At 58.2% G+C, this 19,030-nt stretch carries 16 protein-coding genes and 1 pseudogene; 6 read left to right on the top strand and 11 right to left on the bottom strand.

The window, feature by feature from the left end; all coding sequences use genetic code 11:
- Position 1: 1 nt before the first annotated feature.
- From NA619_RS15085 to lpxC, 4 genes are all read left to right on the top strand, one after another.
- Positions 2-859, top strand: a complete 858-nt coding sequence (locus NA619_RS15085; protein ID WP_255962663.1) for a cell division protein FtsQ/DivIB — start codon at positions 2-4, stop codon at positions 857-859.
- A 12-nt stretch (positions 860-871) separates the two neighbouring features.
- The gene (ftsA, locus tag NA619_RS15080; RefSeq protein WP_255962662.1) at positions 872-2,119 is read left to right on the top strand and encodes a cell division protein FtsA; all 1,248 of its coding nucleotides are present in this window, start codon (positions 872-874) and stop codon (positions 2,117-2,119) included.
- A 47-nt stretch (positions 2,120-2,166) separates the two neighbouring features.
- The gene (ftsZ, locus tag NA619_RS15075) at positions 2,167-3,354 is read left to right on the top strand and encodes a cell division protein FtsZ (protein WP_255962661.1); all 1,188 of its coding nucleotides are present in this window, start codon (positions 2,167-2,169) and stop codon (positions 3,352-3,354) included.
- A gap of 111 nt (positions 3,355-3,465) precedes the next feature.
- On the top strand, positions 3,466-4,377 hold the full coding sequence (lpxC, locus tag NA619_RS15070; protein WP_255962660.1) for a UDP-3-O-acyl-N-acetylglucosamine deacetylase: 912 nt from the start codon (positions 3,466-3,468) through the stop codon (positions 4,375-4,377).
- Positions 4,378-4,473: 96 nt separating this feature from the next.
- Here the strand turns inward: lpxC and NA619_RS15065 are convergent, their stop codons facing one another.
- From NA619_RS15065 to NA619_RS15055, 3 genes and pseudogenes are all read right to left on the bottom strand, one after another.
- Positions 4,474-5,007 carry a ferritin-like domain-containing protein gene (locus NA619_RS15065; protein WP_255962659.1) on the bottom strand — a complete coding sequence of 178 codons (534 nt, stop codon included), beginning with the start codon at positions 5,005-5,007 and terminating at the stop codon, positions 4,474-4,476.
- Positions 5,008-5,090: 83 nt separating this feature from the next.
- Complete coding sequence (locus NA619_RS15060; RefSeq protein ID WP_255962658.1) at positions 5,091-5,231, bottom strand: hypothetical protein; 141 nt, start codon at positions 5,229-5,231, stop codon at positions 5,091-5,093.
- Positions 5,232-5,283: 52 nt separating this feature from the next.
- Positions 5,284-5,641 (bottom strand): annotated as a pseudogene (locus NA619_RS15055) (termination factor Rho).
- Positions 5,642-6,007: 366 nt separating this feature from the next.
- Between NA619_RS15055 and rfbD the strand changes: the two are divergent.
- Together rfbD and NA619_RS15045 are read left to right on the top strand one after the other, a co-directional pair.
- Complete coding sequence (gene rfbD / locus NA619_RS15050; protein ID WP_255962657.1) at positions 6,008-6,931, top strand: dTDP-4-dehydrorhamnose reductase; 924 nt, start codon at positions 6,008-6,010, stop codon at positions 6,929-6,931.
- Positions 6,932-7,042: 111 nt separating this feature from the next.
- Positions 7,043-7,942, top strand: coding sequence for an AEC family transporter (locus NA619_RS15045; protein WP_255962656.1), 900 nt, complete (start codon positions 7,043-7,045; stop codon positions 7,940-7,942).
- 8 nt (positions 7,943-7,950) lie between these two features.
- On the opposite strand, the gene NA619_RS15040 is transcribed toward NA619_RS15045, so the two are convergent.
- From NA619_RS15040 to NA619_RS15005, 8 genes are all read right to left on the bottom strand, one after another.
- Positions 7,951-8,694: a VC0807 family protein gene (locus NA619_RS15040; protein ID WP_255962655.1), complete on the bottom strand. Its 744-nt coding sequence runs from the start codon at positions 8,692-8,694 to the stop codon at positions 7,951-7,953.
- Between the two features lie 89 nt (positions 8,695-8,783).
- Positions 8,784-9,734 carry a lysylphosphatidylglycerol synthase transmembrane domain-containing protein gene (locus NA619_RS15035; protein ID WP_255962654.1) on the bottom strand — a complete coding sequence of 317 codons (951 nt, stop codon included), beginning with the start codon at positions 9,732-9,734 and terminating at the stop codon, positions 8,784-8,786.
- A 382-nt stretch (positions 9,735-10,116) separates the two neighbouring features.
- A complete protein-coding gene (locus tag NA619_RS15030; protein WP_255962653.1) occupies positions 10,117-12,912 on the bottom strand; it encodes a response regulator in 2,796 nt (931 codons plus the stop codon).
- A 102-nt stretch (positions 12,913-13,014) separates the two neighbouring features.
- Entirely contained in the window at positions 13,015-14,304 is a 1,290-nt protein-coding gene (gene purD, locus NA619_RS15025; RefSeq protein WP_255962652.1) for a phosphoribosylamine--glycine ligase, read from the bottom strand.
- Between the two features lie 202 nt (positions 14,305-14,506).
- Positions 14,507-16,111, bottom strand: coding sequence for a bifunctional phosphoribosylaminoimidazolecarboxamide formyltransferase/IMP cyclohydrolase (gene purH, locus NA619_RS15020; RefSeq protein ID WP_255962651.1), 1,605 nt, complete (start codon positions 16,109-16,111; stop codon positions 14,507-14,509).
- An 85-nt stretch (positions 16,112-16,196) separates the two neighbouring features.
- Positions 16,197-16,517 carry a DNA-binding transcriptional regulator Fis gene (gene fis / locus NA619_RS15015; protein ID WP_021208373.1) on the bottom strand — a complete coding sequence of 107 codons (321 nt, stop codon included), beginning with the start codon at positions 16,515-16,517 and terminating at the stop codon, positions 16,197-16,199.
- The gene (gene dusB / locus NA619_RS15010; protein ID WP_255962650.1) at positions 16,514-17,527 is read right to left on the bottom strand and encodes a tRNA dihydrouridine synthase DusB; all 1,014 of its coding nucleotides are present in this window, start codon (positions 17,525-17,527) and stop codon (positions 16,514-16,516) included. Before dusB ends, fis begins: the two co-directional genes overlap by 4 nt.
- Positions 17,528-17,725: 198 nt before the next feature.
- Positions 17,726-19,003 carry a DUF3426 domain-containing protein gene (locus NA619_RS15005; RefSeq protein WP_255962649.1) on the bottom strand — a complete coding sequence of 426 codons (1,278 nt, stop codon included), beginning with the start codon at positions 19,001-19,003 and terminating at the stop codon, positions 17,726-17,728.
- Positions 19,004-19,030: the final 27 nt, after the last annotated feature.

Genomic DNA, 19,030 nt, shown 5'->3' with positions numbered 1-19,030 from the left:
CATGATCACTACGCTTCGTCACACTCAACCGGGCACCGGCCGTACTTCGCGCAAACCCGTACAGCGTGGTGCGAGTCGCCTGGTGCAACGCGAGCCGCTTTCGGCCCGCTTGCCTCGGCCCAGCCTGAGTTCGCTTAAGCGTGCTCTCTGGCCGGTGATGTTGGTGGCGTTGGCAGTCGGGCTTTACGAGCTGGGTGATCACCTGGCGCCCTATGCTGATCGTCCAATCACGAAAGTCAGCGTTCGTGGCGATCTGACGTACGTCGATCAGCAGGACGTTCAGGCCCGGATGGCGCCATTCGTCGAAGCCAGCTTCTTCAAAGTTGATCTGGACGCCTTGCGTCACGACCTTGAGCAGATGCCATGGATTGCACATGTAGAAGCTCGTCGAATCTGGCCTGACGAAGTCATGGTCCGGCTTGATGAGCAGCTGCCCATAGCGCGTTGGGGCGACGAATCACTGCTGAACAACAACGGACAGGCCTTTGCGCCCGAAGATCTGACTCGTTATGAACACCTGCCCCAGTTATATGGTCCGAAGCGGGCCCAGCAGCGGGTGATGCAGCAGTACCAGATGCTCAGCCAGATGCTGCGGCCGCTTGGTTTTTCCATTGCCCGTCTGGAGTTGCGGGAAAGGGGCAGCTGGTTTTTGACGACCAAGCAAGGCGTCGAGTTGCTTCTGGGAAGAGACCAGATAATCGAAAAAATGCGGCGCTTCACTGCCATCTACCAGCAAGAGCTGGCGCAGGAAAGCGACAGAATTGCGCGGATCGACCTTCGCTATGCCAACGGTTTGTCCGTTGCTTGGCATGAGCCGGCCCCGACCACGGCGGAAGAACCCGTCGTTGCGAAGAATTGAGGAATGAAACAGATGCCTAGCGTGCAAAGCGGCAAGATGATCGTCGGTCTCGATATTGGAACCTCCAAGGTGGTGGCGCTGGTAGGAGAGGTAACGGCTGATGGCGAACTTGAGATCGTCGGTATCGGTACCCATCCGTCTCGCGGACTGAAAAAAGGGGTGGTGGTCAATATCGAATCCACCGTTCAGTCGATTCAGCGAGCTGTCGAGGAAGCCCAGCTGATGGCCGGCTGCCGCATCCACTCGGCGTTCGTCGGTTTGGCAGGCAACCATATCCGCAGCCTTAATTCGCATGGGATTGTTGCCATCCGCGATCGGGAAGTGAGCACAGCGGACCTTGAGCGCGTGCTCGATGCCGCCCAGGCCGTAGCGATCCCCGCCGATCAGCGCGTGTTGCATACGCTTCCGCAAGACTACGTCATCGACAATCAGGAAGGCGTTCGCGAGCCCCTTGGCATGTCCGGGGTCCGGCTTGAGGCCAAGGTCCATGTTGTCACCTGCGCAGTCAACGCCGCGCAGAACATCGAGAAATGCGTACGCCGCTGCGGCCTCGAGGTCGACGACATCATTCTCGAGCAGCTCGCTTCGGCCCATGCGGTGCTGACAGATGACGAGAAGGAGCTGGGCGTTTGCCTGGTGGACATCGGGGGCGGCACGACAGACATCTGCATCTTTACCGAAGGTGCTATACGCCACACGGCGGTCATCCCTATCGCCGGTGACCAAGTCACTAATGACATCGCCATGGCGCTGCGCACACCAACGCAGTACGCCGAGGAAATAAAGATTCGTTACGCCTGCGCGCTGGCGAAGCTGGCGGGGCCGGGGGAGACCATCAAGGTACCGAGCGTCGGAGATCGTCCGCCGCGGGAACTCTCACGGCAGGCACTGGCCGAAGTCGTGGAGCCCCGGTATGACGAGCTCTTTACACTGATCCAGGCGGAGCTGCGTCGCAGCGGCTACGAGGATTTGGTTCCCGCAGGAATCGTCCTTACCGGCGGTACGGCGAAGATGGAAGGTGCCGTCGAGCTGGCCGAAGAAATCTTTCATATGCCGGTGCGCCTGGGCGTACCGCACAGCGTAAATGGACTCGCGGACGTGGTCCGCAATCCTATCTATTCCACGGGTGTGGGCCTGTTGTTGTACGGGATGCGCAAGCAGACCGATGGGACATCCATGTCCGGTCTCGGCAATTTCGCCGAAGAACCCAAGACGTCTGTCGTGGACCGGCTCAAGAGCTGGATCCAGGGCAACTTTTAAGCAGTGCGGCAGTAACTAAAACTAGAAAGCTGGAAGGAGAGAGGGAAATGTTCGAACTCGTAGATCATACCCCGCAAAATGCAGTGATTAAGGTCATTGGCGTAGGCGGAGGCGGCGGTAACGCTGTCAATCACATGGTGCGCAACAACGTTGAAGGTGTGGAGTTCATCTGCGCCAACACCGATGCCCAAGCGCTGAAGAAAATCGAAGCGCGGACCGTACTGCAGTTGGGTTCCGCTATCACCAAGGGCCTGGGTGCAGGCACCAATCCCGACATTGGCCGTCAGGCTGCCATGGACGATCGTGAGCGCATCGCTGAAGTGCTCCAGGGCGCTGACATGGTGTTCATCACCACTGGCATGGGTGGCGGTACGGGCACCGGCGCAGCTCCAGTTATTGCCTCGGTTGCCAAGGAAATGGGAATCCTCACGGTTGCAGTCGTGACTCGCCCGTTCCCGTTTGAAGGTCGCCGCCGCATGCAGGTCGCTGACGAAGGCATCCGTCAGTTGTCCGAGTGCGTCGACTCGCTGATCACCATTCCTAACGAAAAGTTGCTGACCATCCTCGGCAAGGACGCCAGCCTGCTGGCTGCATTCGCCAAGGCGGATGACGTGCTGACCGGCGCTGTGCGTGGTATCTCCGACATCATGCAGCGTCCAGGCCTGATGAACGTCGACTTCGCTGACGTTAAGACTGTCATGGGCGAGATGGGCATGGCCATGATGGGTACTGGGTGTGCGACCGGACCAAATCGGGCGCGCGAGGCCACAGAGGCCGCTATTCGCAATCCGCTGCTGGAAGACGTCAACCTGCAGGGTGCGCGCGGAATCCTCGTCAACATCACGGCTGGTCTGGATCTTTCACTCGGCGAATACGCCGCTGTGGGCGAGATCATCGAGGCCTTCGCTTCGGACGAAGCTACCGTCAAGGTTGGCGCTGTCATCGATCCGGACATGCTTGACGAGCTGCATGTCACCGTCGTTGCCACTGGCCTCGGTCCTCGTCATGAGAAACCCGTCAAGGTCGTCGACAATACCCTGCAGACCTCTGCTGTAGCTTCCCAGGCAGCTCCAGCTCCTCGTCAGGACCAGGCTGCCGTGAACTATCGCGATCTGGATCGCCCAACGGTTATGCGCAATCAGGCTCATGCGGCTGCAACCGCGGCCAAGATGAATCCTCAGGAGGACCTGGATTATCTGGATATCCCAGCCTTCCTGCGTCGTCAGGCTGATTGATTGGATGTATCAGGATGATTGGGGTGATTGGTATTCAGCAAAGTGGGGTTCTGCTATGATCGCCACCTTTGTTGGAAACCATTCGCAACAGCGCAATAGCGAAACCAAGCCATGATTAGACAACGCACCTTGAAGAACATCATTCGCGCCACCGGCGTCGGCCTGCACTCGGGGGAGAAGGTCTACCTGACCCTGAAGCCGGCGCCCGTGGATACAGGAATAGTGTTCTGTCGCACCGATCTCAACCCGCCCGTACATATCGCGGCGCGGGCGGAGAACGTCGGCGAGACAACCATGTCGACTACGCTCATCAGTGGTGATGTAAAAGTCGACACGGTGGAGCATTTGCTTTCGGCAATGGCCGGGCTTGGCATCGACAATGCCTATGTCGAGCTTTCTGCCTCGGAAGTGCCAATCATGGACGGTAGCGCTGGCCCCTTCGTATTCCTGATTCAATCAGCCGGGCTGCAGGAGCAGGATGCCCCCAAGAAGTTTATCCGCATCATCCGTGAAGTCTCAGTCGAGGATGGGGATAAGCGGGCCACTTTCCTGCCTTTCGAAGGCTTCAAGGTGAGCTTCGAGATCGATTTTGATCACCCGGTTTTCCGGGGCCGCACTCAGACTGCCAGCGTGGATTTTTCGAGCACTTCTTTCGTCAAGGAAGTCAGCCGCGCACGTACCTTTGGGTTCATGCGCGATATCGAATTTCTCCGTTCGCACAATCTGGCCTTGGGCGGTAGTGTCGAAAACGCGATCGTTGTCGATGAGGACCATGTGCTCAATGAGGACGGCCTGCGGTATGAGGACGAGTTCGTGAAGCACAAGATTCTCGATGCGATTGGTGATCTTTACTTGCTGGGCACCAGCTTGATCGGCGAATTCCGCGGCTTTAAATCAGGACATGCACTGAACAATCGCTTGTTGCGCACCTTGATGGATCAAAAGGATGCGTGGGAAGTTGTAACGTTCGATGATTCCCAGACCGCACCGATCTCCTACATGCGTCCGGCAGCAGCCGGCTGAGTAGCACTCTCTTTCCTATTTTAGGCCACCCTCGGGTGGCCTTTTTTTTGCATCACAAAAAAGCCAAGGCTGGCTCAGTGCAAGCGGCGCAGGGTGTTAATTCATGCCGTCCAGCAATCCGGCCATGTCGTCGGCATGCTCTTCTTCCTGAGCGAGAATGTCTTCGAAGATTCGTCGTGTGGTCGGGTCTTTATCGCCAATGTACTGGACGATCTCGCGGTAGCTGTCTATCGCAATCCGCTCTGCTACCAGGTTTTCGAACACCATATCGCAAAGGCCGTTACCCTCTGCATATTGCGCATGGGCGCGCTCGGTTAGGCTGTCGGGATTGAAATCAGGGGCACCGCCAAGTTGAACGATGCGCTCCGCTAGCCGATCAGCATGTTCCTGTTCCTCATTTGCGTGCTCCAGAAATTCCTCCGCGGCAACGCTCGACTTCAGGCCAGTCGCCATATAGTAGTGGCGCTTGTAGCGCAGGTAACACACGAGTTCGGTTGCCAGTGCCTCGTTGAGAAGGTTGATAACCGTCTCGCGGTCGGCGGAATAGCTCTCTGTTACCGCGCCGTTTTCGACATGTTGGCGGGCACGCTCACGCAAAGTCTTTTTGTCACTAAGTTGTACGTAGCTCATCACGGTCTCCTGTTGTCAGCGATATAGCCGTTTCACCTGCGGGCTTCTCCATGGGCAGCGGCGGTGGTGAAGGCGCTCAAAGTTCAGCGTGGCCGCTGCTCTTCGGAGCGGTCCGGCGCGTTGGGCTCTTCGATGGGGACTTTGCTGCCAGGCTCTCTGCGCTCGGGTTCTGGCGTGGGGCTTGGTGTTCCATCATCCCGGGGGTCGGGCTCGTTGTTGTGCATGTCGTCCTCCGTCTCAGCTCAGAGCCTTTATCAGCTCGTTTTTGCGCATTGTCTAGCGACCGCGTACGTCGCGCTCGCGGGCCTTCTGTATCAGCTCAGCTCTTGTGAGTTCGCTCAAGGAGCTGCTGCCTGAACGGCTGCTGCGAGCCGATCCGTTGTTGGGAGACTCGCCAGAGCGTGCCTGCGCCGCGCGGTGCGCTGAATCCTTTCGGTCGGCGCGTTTGGCTGTTTCATTCTTCGTGCGACCGGAGCCACCTCTGCGCTCGCCACCGCCCGTTTGCTTATTCACCGTAGCCCAAGCTCGCGCTTCGGCCTCATCTGCTGACACCGCGCTCTTGGTAACTTTGTTCGATGTGTTCGGCTTTACGTTGCTGTTTGTCGGTATATGTAGATTTGTCACCTCTGGGCATGGTCTTTCCTCATGTTGAAGAAGATAGAACGAAGCTTTAACAAAGCTCGGGCAACATGCGTTTCTAGATTGGGCTTCAGTGCAGGCTGGGAGTTTCACCAGTGATAAAAAACCGGCACTCTGAGGGGGCCTATCCCTCTCAAGTACCTTGTGCATCATCAATATCGCTTTTGCGACTGTGTAATGTTGTATAAAACGACAATAATTCTCAGCTCGCATGAAGTTAGCGGAACAAATTACGATTATGCTGGCCTGAACGAAGCACGGACCGCGCTATCTCGGTCTCTCTGACCCAAGCAGCGTGTATCGACTCAGTTACAAACCCCGCTTGCCGGTAACGGCGAGCTTTGAAAGAGGCGTTAACCAGATGCGAATCCTTGTATGCGGAGCCGGTGGCCAGGTCGGCCACGAGTTGGTAGGCCGTGCGAAACAGTACGGCGTCGAAGCGCTTGGCATGACTCGTGATCAACTGGACATAACCGATGCGGGACAGGTGGCGGATCTGGTTAACCAGGTAAAGCCTGGAGTGATCATAAATGCCGCTGCCTATACCCATGTCGATAACGCCGAAACTCATGGTGCTGAGGCCTACGCCGTCAACCGTGATGGCGCCGCCAGCCTGGCGGAAGCCGCCCAGCAGGCCTCTATTCCCTTACTGCACATTTCAACCGACTACGTATTCTCCGGTGAGGCGCGAACCCCTTACAGCGAGTCGGATGAAGTCGCGCCGACTGGCGCTTATGGTGCGAGCAAGTTGGCTGGTGAGGCGGCAATTCAACGTGTAATGGATCAGCACCTGATTCTGCGCACTAGCTGGGTATACGGCACGCATGGTCACAACTTCGTCAAAACCATGTTGCGTCTGGGCGCCCAGCGTGACTCCCTCTCCGTCGTGGCTGATCAGTTCGGCTGCCCCACCCACGCTGGCAGCATCGCGGATGTCTTGTTACAGCTGGCGCAACGCTATGAGCAACAAGGCGCGCTTGCATGGGGGCTTTATCACTATACCGGGCGATCCCCCTGCACCTGGTTCGATTTCGCGGTAGAGGTGTTTCGTCAGGCTGAAGTCAAGGGCATGCTTGCGAAGCAGCCACAGGTTTCACCTATTACTACTGCTCAGTACCCCACGCCTGCCCGCAGGCCGGCCTGGTCAGTGCTCGATTGCAGCAAGTTCGAAACGACTTTTGGCATAGACACACTGGATTGGCACGAGGAGCTCTCGGTTGTACTTGATGAGCTGGCAGCCTCTGCGGTAGCTGTCGGTAATCTAGCGACCCATTCCCAGGCCTAATCTGGATAGAGGTTAGCTCGACCTCGCGTGCGGTGAGACTTGAGACTCGGGTATTCTTGGCGGCCTTTTTGCCGGGTGACATGACGTCCCCCGTGTTGCTGGAGAACCCGTGTGGTTGTGTTTCAGGCAATTCTGCCTATCTTCGGCCTGATCGTCCTCGGCTACCTGCTGGGTCGGCGTGGTTGGCTTGCTGGCGAAGCGGCGGCGGGTCTCGCCAATATCACCTTCAAGTTGTTCATGCCGGCGGTCCTCTTCGCCGGCATCGCTCGGGCACAGCTTAGCGATGGGATGTCGCCCATGCTGCTGCTGGCTTACTTCGGGCCCGTTCTTACCGTTTTCGGTTTAGTGTCGCTGGTTGCACATCGGTTGCAGGAGCGTGCGTCGCCACTTGGCCTTACTGCGGCGTACTCCAATAATGTGCTGGTGGGCATTCCGCTAGTCACCACGCTGCTCGGCGCCGGTAGTCTGGTGTATGTCTTTGCAATCCTTGTATTTCACAGCTTGATTCTGTTTTCACTACAAAGCTTCTACAGCGCGTTTGGCTCGGGACAGAAAGTTAGCGGCACGGCACTGCTGAAGAATCTGGCTAATCCGCTCATCGTGGGGCTCGCGCTCGGCGCACTTCTGAACGTGTCAGGTCTGAACCTGCCGCAGCCAATCTGGCGCATTGCAGACTGGTTAGCAGAGGCTGCATTGCCTTGCGCACTGATTGTGCTGGGCATCAGCCTCTCACGGTACCGGCTGCGGCCCAGTGCGGCGGCATTGAGCTTGACCGCCGTGAAATTGGGCGTGTTCCCACTACTTGTGTGGTACGTCAGTGGGCAGTTGCCGGGAATTGGCCACGAGGCAAGGAGCGTTCTCGTCTTGCTGGCGGCCTGTCCGAGCGGGGTCAATGTGCTGGCATTCGTGATCAATCAGGACGATACCCGCGCAGTCAGCTCAACAGTGTTCCTCTCGACGCTGTTGGCAGTTATCACACTGCCGTCGTGGATGGTGTTGATGTCAGCGTAACCCGCTACTCAGGATTTCCGGTCGGATGCGTGATTGGCAATGATGTCGTCCAGACGCAGGCCAGTGAGGCCGTGAATGGTTTTCCAGAGGTAATAGAAGATCGCCATCATCATCACCATGCTTGGAATCGCGATCATGGGATAGCTGAGCAAGGTCATGCGCCCGAGCTCAGCATTGAACGCCTCGCTGCCAGCTGGACTATTCACAATCCACTTAGCCAGCACGTAATTCATGAATGATGAAAAAAAGAAGGTGCCGCTGAGAAAGTAGGTTGCGCGCAGAAGACGTGTCTCGAAGTGAGCCACTTGCCCGTTTCGCTCTAGCTGCTCGTGAACCTTGTCGACATTCAGCACCTTGGGGTTGTAGAGCAAGGTGCGGATCAGCGGAAAGCGCGTACGTGTGGATGCGAGCACGGCGATGCCGATGATGCCAGGGATAGCGGCTTCCTTGATCGCCAGCCATTCGGGATCGAGTTGCAGCAAGCCAATACCGCCGGTAAGCAGGACGCTGATCAGGCCAAGCAGAGCAATCCAGTTGAATTTACGGTGTATCGCCAGCTCGAACAGGCCCCAGCCCAGTGGAAAGGCGAGCGCCAGTAACAAAGCGCCGTCCGCCCCCAGGCGATCTTCGCCGCTGAGCTTCATCAGAATCACTGACGGGATGACGATGCTGATCGCCAGGTCCATCAGGGGGCGAGGTTTACGCTCAGGGGGTTGCCCGGGACTGGGCTGATTGGTGCGGGGATCAGTCATGTAGTTCGATTTCTTTTCTCATGAAGAGCGGATGATCGCCTGAGATGACATCCATAGCCATAGTGCAATGTTGTCGTTGCATGACTGGGTCACTCCTCAGCTGCGCCTTTACTTCTACGCTGAGACCATTGTCCTGCTTCGAACACCGTCACGACGAGGATGGCCAACGCAAACGGGAGTATCAGATAAAAGCCTCTGAACACGATCAGGGCCGCCAGAACGTCTGCAGTAGGCAATTCTGGAAGCGCAGCTAGAAAAGTCACCTCAAGGACGCCGAGTCCTCCCGGTGCGTGTGACAGCAGCGCCAACGAAAAAGATGCGAGAAAGACGCCGAGCACCACCAGATAACCAGGGTTGGAGGCCTCGGGTAGCGCGAAATAGATGATCGCGGCAGCGCAGGCAAGCTCCAGAGGCGCAGCGATCAGCTGACGGCCCACGATGGGTAGGCGCGGATAGGTTATGCGCCATTTGCCTATCTGCATCGGCGAAAAATGCCGCCAGGCGCCGATCACGTATAGCCCGATCAAACTCAGCAGCGACGCGCCGATTGCGATCGACAGCCAGGGATCGACATCAACGAGCCGGTGCAGCAAATCCGGCCGAGCGATAAGTACGGCGCCACCCGCCAGTAGAGTGCCGAGGAAAAAAGTCAGCGAGCAGAATACGATCAGCACGCCAATCTCGTGCGGGGTCAGCCCCTTGCTGCGATATGCACGGTAACGCACAACTGCACCGGAAAACACCGATGCGCCTACGTTATGGGCCAGGGCATAGGTGGTGAACGAGCAGAGCGTGATGAACCACCACGAGATGTGTTTGCCAAGGTGGGCGAGGGCGATACGATCGTACCAAGCAAGCGCTACGTAGGCCCCCATGGTCGCCAACCCGGCCATCAGCCAATTGCGTCGGGTAATGGCCTCTAGGCTGTCAGTGAGCTCGGCAAGCGAAAGATTGCGGACCTCGTGATAAAGCAGATAGCCGGAAAGCACCACCGCTAAGATGCCGACAAAAGTCCATGCGACATCGCTCCTCTTCATCATCTAAGTGGGCTCCTTGGCGACGGCATGTGCCTCGAAGCAAAGGTTCGGACAATTGGGATGCATGCGTCGCGGATAATTCGGCCGGTCCTTTTATCGGCAGCGGACTGGGCGTTTTGTTCATTGTCGACCGAAAAGTACCCGTCTCGCCGTTTGTTGATCAGCAATTCAGGGTAACAACAATGGAATGGGTGAATACGGGGTGTGGCACTCGAGCTTAACGCTCAGGAAGTCCGTCGTTTGCGCGCATTCTTTCGTCACCGCCGCGTGCTTGTGGACTTTGCGTGGATAACGTCTGAATCGCCGGGAAAGCAGGTCTAAACTGGGAGGTGATGGTGATCAGTGAGGAAAGGCCGACACCTTCAGCCAATTCGATTAAGCCGAGTTAGCGATCAGCAGCAGCCCGAACGCGTGCCCAGTGTTCGACCAGTTCGCGTAACTGGGACATTTCGACAGGCTTGGCCATGTGACCGTCCATCCCAGCTTCCCGAGCACGCTCACGGTGTTCGCTAAGGATATGGGCAGTCAGTGCCACTACTGGCGTCCGACGCCGATTCTCCGATGCTTCCCAGGTGCGTAATTGAGCTGTGGCTTCGAAGCCGTCCATGATAGGCATTTCACAGTCCATCAGAACCAGATCGAACGGACATGCCTTGATCAACGCAAGCGCCTCTTCGCCGTTACTGGCCGTTTCCGGTTTGAGGTTGAGCTTGCTTAGCATGCCGCGGATGACCTTGGTCGAGATGCTGTTGTCTTCGGCGACCAGGATACGGAAGTCGTCCGGCACTGATAGGGGGGTGCTGTCGTGAATTGCCGAAGACTGCTCTAAGGCGCTGGTGCGGCGCGCGAGCTCATCTGCCAGCGTTGTCTTCAGGGTGTAGCCGGCCACGGGCTTGGCGAGAATGCGTTTGATGCCGGCGTTACGCGCGATGATCTTGCTTGGCGCGCTACTCATGCCAGTTAGCATGATCAGCAGGATGTCGTGGTTCAGGCTGAAATCTTCCTTGATTCTGCTGGCTAGCTGCATACCCGTCATGCCTGGCATGTCTTGGTCCAGCAATACCACATCGAAGTATTCGCGCAGGTGCGCCTTGGTGCGCAGTAACGCCAACGCCTCCTTGCCCGAGGCTACGGCGCTGACTTCCAGGCCCCAGCTGCTGCATTGCTGGCTGAGCACTTTACGGCACGTATCGTTGTCATCCACCACCAGCAGCCGAGTGCCTTTGAGCTGATCGTCCAGATCGCTGCCCGGCTGCTCCGTGACTTCAGTGCTCAGCGGCAGGCTGATCCACAGTGTATTGCCGGCAATACCACCAGTTTGAATACCAAACTCGCCATCCATCAGGTGGACCAGCTGCCTGGCGATGATCAAGCCAAGGCGACCGCCAAGCCGGGTTGCGGCAAGGAAGTCACGGCTATCCAGTGCGGCGTTGAGCAGAGCATCGCGTTCCTGGTTCTCCAGCGGCCGACCGTTATCCTGCACCGTGATACGCAGGCGTGGTAGACCGTCGCGATCATCCACTGCCGCAGTCAACAGCACTTCGCCCTCATCGGTTTGCTTGAAGGCATTCTCGAGCAGATTCAGTAACGTCTGGCGCAGTCGAGTGGGGTCACCAGCGACGATGTGTGGCATCTGGGGCTGAACGAAGCTGATCAGCTCGACCTTCTGCTGTTCGGCCTTGGCGCGGAAGATGCTCAGGCAATCCTCAATCAAGGCGTTGAGATCGAACTGCACATCATCCAGTTCTATCTGGCCTGACTCCAGCTTGGATATGTCGAGTATTTCATTGATGAGGTTGAGCAGTTCGTTGCCGGAGCTGTGAATGGTCTGAACGTAATCGCGCTGCTTGGCGGACAGGGAGGTCCCCAGCAGCAGCTCGCTCATGCCAAGTACGCCATTCATTGGCGTGCGTATTTCATGGCTGATCTTGGCGAGGAAGTCCGCCTTGGTTTTGAGTTCGGCGCTGTTTACCGCTTCGGCGGTGTGCTGGTTTCGACTATCAGCTTGAATCTGCCGCTGACGCTCGAGCAGGGCGAAACTCAGAATCAGCCCCGAGCAGGTGGCAACGCTGAAGGTGATGCCGGTGAGCCAGTCCGGATTGAACTGATTGAAGCCCAGCAGAACCGGCAGTACGAAAGCGAAACCGCCGTCGAATACCAGCATCCCTGCGACCAGGAGTCGGGCGGGTTCGTAACCTTGTCGCCAGTGGTGAATCGCTACCGCGGTAACGCTGAGTGCGGTGACCAATACCAGTGCATAGATCAGCCAGCTAAACCAGAACTGACCGGTGGCCAATATCGTCGCCGCCAATGCACTGATGAAGACTGCCTGCAGGGCGAGCAGCCAAGTGACCCAGGCCTTCCGTCGGTGATGAAAGAACCCATAGGTGAAGGCAAGCAACGAGATACAGGTCAGCAGCGCTGCCATATCGGCGATCAGCGGCTGGCTGAATATCAACTTTGGCGACCATACCGCCAGTAGCCCCAGGTTGGCCACTGCGCATGTCAGCAGAGCGCCGTGCAATACAGCGAGCCAGATATGGCTATAGCTAAAGGTATAGGCGAACCGCAGAAGGTTATAGATCGTCAAAAGCGCCAAGGCGCCGAACAGCGCCCCGAACAGGTAAGCCGGCCGAGCCATCTCGACCAGGCCCACCTCGTCCACGGTATTGAACCAGGCCATGATCGGGTGTGACGATTGCAGCCGAATGTAAGCTTCGCGGGGAGCATTGTCGTTCGGCATTGAGAACAGGTAAGCGCGGGCGGGCAAAGGGCGCGACTCCAGCGGTCTCAGCTCGCCGGTTTCTACGTGTCGCTCCAGCCGACCATCATTCAGTAGATAGAAATCCAGATATTGCACGCGCGGTGCGAAAATCCAGAGCCAGTTTGGATCAGCAGCTGCCGGAAGGCTGACCTGCAGCCATACCGCATGGTCGCTAGCCGGGGCGGCGAACGCGCGCTCGTCGGTTCGTTGGAAGAGGTTTCTCTGAGCGACAATTTCGTCGAGGGTCAACAGGCCTGACTGGTCGACGAGCAGTCGCCAATTGGGGCCAGTCGGTTGGGCTGCCTCGGGTGATGTTTCAGGAGAAGGTTCAGCGGTCTGGGCGGATGCGGTCAATACGTTCAGCGCAGCCATCAATAGACTGAAGGTAAAAGCAATGGCGACCCAGAGTCGACGCACGATTGAAGTCCCTTCATCTGTGTGACGGTGGATTATAGCCATCGCCGCGTAACTCGGTAGTACGCGCAACAAGAATCCATGGTTGCGCGCATTTGCTGAATTTCAGCCTTCGCCGTGTTCGCGAGCAATGGCTCGATAGCCGATGTCGTGACGATAGAAGTGCCCATCCCACTCGACACGAGCTGCCAGCGCGTAGGCGTTTTGTTGTGCGGCAAACACCGTCTCGCCCATCGCCGTGGCACAAAGTACACGGCCGCCGGATGTGGTGACCACGCCATCCTTCAGCGTGGTGCCGGCGTGGAATACTTTTCCGTCCAGAAGCGCGGCAGCCTCCAGGCCACGGATGGGGGCGCCTTTGGCATAGTCGCCAGGATATCCGCCGGCGGCCAGTACTACACCAAGACTAGGGCGTGGATCCCACTGCGCCTCGATCTTGTCGAGTGCCTTCGCCAGGGCTGCTTCGACCAAAAGCACGAGGCTGGATTGCAGGCGCAGCATGATCGGCTGGGTTTCGGGATCGCCGAAACGGCAATTGAATTCGATCACCTTGGGGGCGCCGCTGCGGTCGATCATCAGACCGGCATAGAGAAAACCGGTGTAGACGTTGCCTTCTGCAGCCATCCCTTTGACAGTCGGCCAGATCACCTCGTCCATGACCCGTTGGTGTACCTCAGGCGTGACTACTGGCGCGGGAGAGTACGCACCCATGCCGCCTGTATTGGGGCCGGAATCGGCGTCGCCGACACGCTTGTGGTCCTGGCTGGTGGCCATCGGCAGCACATTGGCACCGTCGACCATGACGATAAAGCTAGCTTCTTCGCCCTCCAGAAACTCTTCAATTACCACCCGCGCCCCGGCGTCGCCAAAGGCATTGCCGGAGAGCATGTCGCGTACGGCCTCTTCGGCTTCCTGCAGCGTCATGGCGACGATCACGCCTTTGCCCGCTGCCAGGCCGTCGGCCTTGATTACGATGGGCGCGCCTTTGTTCTGTAGATAGGCCAGCGCTGGCTCGACCTCGGTGAAGTTCTGATAGTCAGCTGTAGGAATCTTGTGGCGAGCCAGAAAATCCTTGGTAAACGCCTTGGAGCCCTCCAGCTGCGCCGCGGCCGCCGTTGGGCCAAAGCAATCCAGTCCGCGTGAACGGAACAGGTCGACTACACCTTTCACCAAAGGAGCTTCGGGGCCGACGATAGTCAGGTGAACGTTACGTTCTGCGAAGTCCGCGAGCTGGTCGATAGCCAGTACGTCAATGGCAACGTTCTCGCATTTCGCTTCGGTAGCAGTGCCGGCATTGCCGGGAGCGACATAAACCTTCTCGACGCGTGGGTCCTGCGCGACCTTCCAGGCCAGGGCGTGCTCACGACCGCCGCTGCCGATGATCAGTACTTTCATTGTTGTCTCCTTCAGGAGGTGGGCCCGTGGCCCCAAGGGTGAATGAGCAAAACGTCATTCACCTTACGAAATCTGAGCGACCCTAGGGTTGCGGTCGCAGCCGGACAGATGGATGCAAGGCGCCGGTCCCTCACCAGGCGAAGCTGCCTATCGGCAATGAGCATGGTAAGGGCGCGCGATGCCGCGCAAATCTCTGCCAGGGTCAGTGCCTGAAATGGCGCATGCCAGTGAAGACCATGGCTATGCCGGCTTCATCCGCTGCGGCTATCACTTCCGCATCGCGCATCGACCCACCTGGCTGGATTACCGCCGTGATGCCAACCTTGGCGGCATTATCGATGCCGTCACGGAAAGGGAAGAAGGCGTCGCTCGCCATGACTGCGCCCGGGACTGGGAGACCGGCGTGCTCTGCCTTGATGGCAGCTATGCGCGCCGAGTTAACACGGCTCATCTGCCCCGCGCCAACGCCCACGGTTTGGCGATTCTTTGCGTACACGATAGCGTTCGATTTGACGAACTTGGCGACTTTCCAGGCAAAGATCAGGTCATGGATTTCCTGTTCGGATGGCGAGCGTTTTGTCACTACTTGGAGGTCAGCTTCGCTGATCATGCCAATGTCCCGGCTCTGGACCAGCAAGCCGCCGTTGACGCGCTTGAAGTCCCAGCCTGGAGCACGGTCAGCGGGCCACTGGCCACACTCCAAGAGGCGCACATTTGCTTTGCTGGCGACCACTTCGCGGGCTTCGGCTGACACGCTTGGGGCGATGATCACCTCAACGAACTGCCGCTCGACGATAGCCTTGGCAGTCACGCCATCCAGCTCACGGTTGAACGCGATGATGCCGCCGAACGCTGACTCGCTGTCGGTGGCATAAGCCAGCTCGTAGGCCTGGCGGATACCACCTTCGTTCTCGGGGACCACGGCCACACCGCATGGATTGGCGTGCTTGACGATTACACAGGCGGGTTTGACGAAGCTTTTCACGCATTCAAGGGCAGCGTCGGTATCGGCGACGTTGTTGAATGACAGTTCCTTGCCTTGCAGCTGGCGGGCGGTAGCAATGCAGGCCTCATCGGCCGTTTCTACGTAAAACGCCGCGATCTGATGCGGGTTCTCACCGTAGCGCATGTCCTGCGCCTTGACGAATTGCGTGGTGAAGGTACGCGGCAGCAGGCTGCGGCCCTCGGTCGAAAGTGTTTCGGCGCTTTGATCCACCGTGCCCAGATAATTGGCAATCATGCCGTCGTAAGAAGCAGTGTGTTCGAAGGCTTTCAGTGCCAGATCGAAGCGCTGAGCGTAGGTCAGGCCGCCGTCTTTAAGGTTGTCGATAACGGTGGCGTAGTCGTCGGCGTTGACCACAATTGTGACATCTTTGTGGTTCTTCGCAGCGCTGCGAACCATGGTCGGGCCGCCGATATCGATGTTCTCGATTGCGTCCGGTAATGTGCATCCGGATTTGGCTACGGTTGCTGCGAAAGGGTAGAGGTTAACGGCGACCAGATCGATCGGGTTGATGCCGTGCTCCGCCATGACCGCTGCATCCAGGTCGCGCCGGCCGAGGATGCCGCCGTGGATCTTCGGATGCAGCGTCTTCACACGGCCATCCATCATTTCCGGGAACCCCGTGTAATCCGCGACCTCGACCGCCGCTATTCCGTTCTCGCACAGCAACTTGAAGGTGCCGCCGGTGGACAGGATCTCGACGCCGAGCGCAACGAGTTCGCGGGCGAAATCAACGACACCGGTTTTGTCAGACACGCTGATCAATGCGCGGCGGACGGCAAGGCGGATGCTTTGGTCGGTCATAAACATTTCCTAGGAGCTACAGGCTGCAAGCGGGAGGCCCCAGGCGAAACGGCTAGCTACCGTTCCATCGGAGCATGCCGTTAATTCAGAGAAGATCGTACTGCTTGAGTTTCTTGCGCAGGGTTCCGCGGTTCAGCCCCAACAACTCTGAGGCCTTGGTCTGGTTGCCTTTGACGTAGTTCATCACGGTTTCCAGCAGCGGGGCCTCGACCTCGGAAAGCACCAGGTTGTAGACGTCCGTGACATCTGCACCTTCGAGGTGGGCAAAGTAGTTGTGCAGTGCCTTCTCTACACTGCCGCGCAGGGTTTGGCCTGCTTCGCTCGGCGTATTGAGGTGCTGCTTGAGGTTCACGTTGTCGCTCACGGATGTTGTTCCAGTTAACAGTGTTTCGTTCAACAGCGTCATGCAGCCACCCCTTTTCCATCCCCTGAGTCAGGGCCTGTTCGGCGTTCGGCCAGAAATGCCCGAACGCTGGCGCATTGCGCGTCCCTGTCTTCCAAACCGTTGAACCGGGCACGATATTCGCGCGCTCCGGTTTGTGTCGCGAGGTACCAGCTGACGTGCTTTCTTGCGATCCGTACGCCCATCACATCACCGTAGAAAGCATGAAGGGCGTGCAGGTGTTCCAACAGGATGCCCTCTACTTCTGCCAGTGTCGGCGGCGCAAGCAGTTCGCCTGTCGCGAGGTAATGATTGATCTCGCGGAATATCCAGGGCCGTCCCTGCGCCGCTCGCCCGATCAGCAGCCCATCTGCTCCGGTAGCCTTCAGTACTTCGCGCGCCTTCACTGGCGTGTCGATATCACCATTGGCGAACACCGGAATGGACACCGCCTGCTTGATCGACGCGATGGTGTCGTATTCCGCCTCGCCGGTATAAAGGTCGGCGCGGGTACGGCCATGAACGGCAAGCGCCGATATCCCACATTGCTCGGCGATCTTTGCCACCGTAAGTCCGTTCTTGTTTTGTCTGTCCCAACCGGTACGAATCTTCAGCGTAACGGGGACCTGGACCGCACCGACCACCGCCTCGAGTATTTCGGAGACCAGCTTTTCGTCCCTCAGCAGCGCCGAGCCCGCGGCTTTGTTGCACACCTTTTTTGCAGGGCAGCCCATATTGATATCAATGATCTGTGCCCCTAGCTCGACATTACGAACTGCAGCCTCGGCGAGCATTTGCGGATCGGCACCAGCAATCTGTACCGAACGCGGCTCCGGATCACCTTCGTGCAGCAGGCGCAGGCGCGACTTGCGGCTGTTCCACAGACGCACGTCGCTGGTCACCATTTCCGATACCACCATGCCTGCACCCAGACGCCGGCATAGCTGGCGGAACGGCTGATCGGTCACGCCAGCCATGGGCGCGAGGATCAATCGATTCGATAGGGTATAGGGGCCGATACGTACCGCTGACATGAAGATTCCCTGCTTGGAGCCTGCTTGTTAGGTCGATCGGGACAGCAAAAAAGGGTGTGCATAATACCCGCTACGGATGACGGGTTAAAGGCTGTTTTGAACAAAATCTGAACAGCCAAGATCTTATAACCACCGGTAGCATGGCGCTGGAACTGTCCGACGGGGGACGCTGCCGAACACCTCCAGCCAGACGACTGGTCAGTCGGGCGATCTGAAGCTCAGGCTGTAGTTAACGGCTGTCGTGCCTGGGTCGAGGATGTCCAGGGCGATGTGGATCGGTATCTGCGAGGGCATCTCTCGCTGACCAGCAAGCTCTCCGGAAAGGTATTCGCCTGGCTTGAAAAGTCGCTTTGCCAAGGGCTGGCCTTGAATGTCATCGAAGCGGATTTCGAGTAGCGGGAAAGGTTGGGCAAACGGCGCACGGTTGTAGATGATCGCATCGACCACCAGTGCGCCCGAGAAATCCGGATGGCTGCGTACCACCAGATTGCTGCTCTTGATCTGGCTTATATCCACCCTTGGTGGCAGTTCACAGCCCACCGCCGGACAAACTCGTTCGAGCCATGGGCGGTATTCGTCCTGTCGTGCCAGTTCATCGTAGTTGTACACCACGTACTGGGCGGCTAAAACCGATAGGGCAATCAGGTTCAAGAGTCCCCAGCCCAGCCAGCGACCCCATGGCCGCCGGCGAGCCTCCCAGTCGAGCTGCAAGGGTTCATCGTCGAGTTCGAACAGCGGGTCGTCACGCGTGTTGCGTGCACTGGCGGCTGCTGCGCTTTTGGCCTCAGCCTGCTCTTCATCATCCGGGCCGCGTTGGGGCAGATCGTCGTCAGGTTCGATCGCCCCGTCAAGGGCGGGCTCCGCTCTTTGCTTCGTTAATCCACCGCCTGGATGCGCCAGTGGGCTGGGCGGCGCAGGGTGTTCGGACGTAACGGGTGTGAAATGAATATCCGTCGCCTCGAATCCGTGACTGTCGTCAGCACTGCTCTCCTGTTGCAGTTCGCGTTCAGGGGCGTTCAGCTCGGCTATTAGCAGCTGCTCGGCCCACAACTCGTCATCGTCCGACGCGCGATTCAGGGGGCGGCGCTCACCTAGTTGAGGTTCGAGCTGGAGTAGTTCTCGGGACAGCTCTAGCTCCTGAAGCTCAAGCTTGGCGAGCTCCTCGTCCAGGTCGAGGCTGTCCAGATCCAGGTCGTCATGAATCCACAGCGTATCGTCTGTGATTGCAGGCTTTGCTGGAGGTGGGGCTAGTGGATGTGGGGGCTCGCTGAGTGGCGAGAGGATGGTGGCGACGACATTTCGATCCGTTTCGGGGGCATCCTGCGGATGTTGTTGCTGCTCCTGTAAGTGGCGCGCGGCATTGAACAGCTCCATGCACGCGCCGCATCGCACTACTCCATGAGCCGCGGAGAGCTGATTGCGGCTGACACGGAAGCTGGTATGGCAATGCGGGCACTGGGTGACGAAGCTGGTCATGCGATGGTCCGGCGCAAATGCCCGTAG

Source organism: Stutzerimonas stutzeri, assembly GCF_024448895.1.
GTDB classification, from domain to species: Bacteria; Pseudomonadota; Gammaproteobacteria; order Pseudomonadales; family Pseudomonadaceae; genus Stutzerimonas; species Stutzerimonas stutzeri_Q.
The sequence above is the reverse complement of the archived record's forward strand: the minus strand, read 5'-3'. Positions and strand labels throughout refer to the sequence as shown.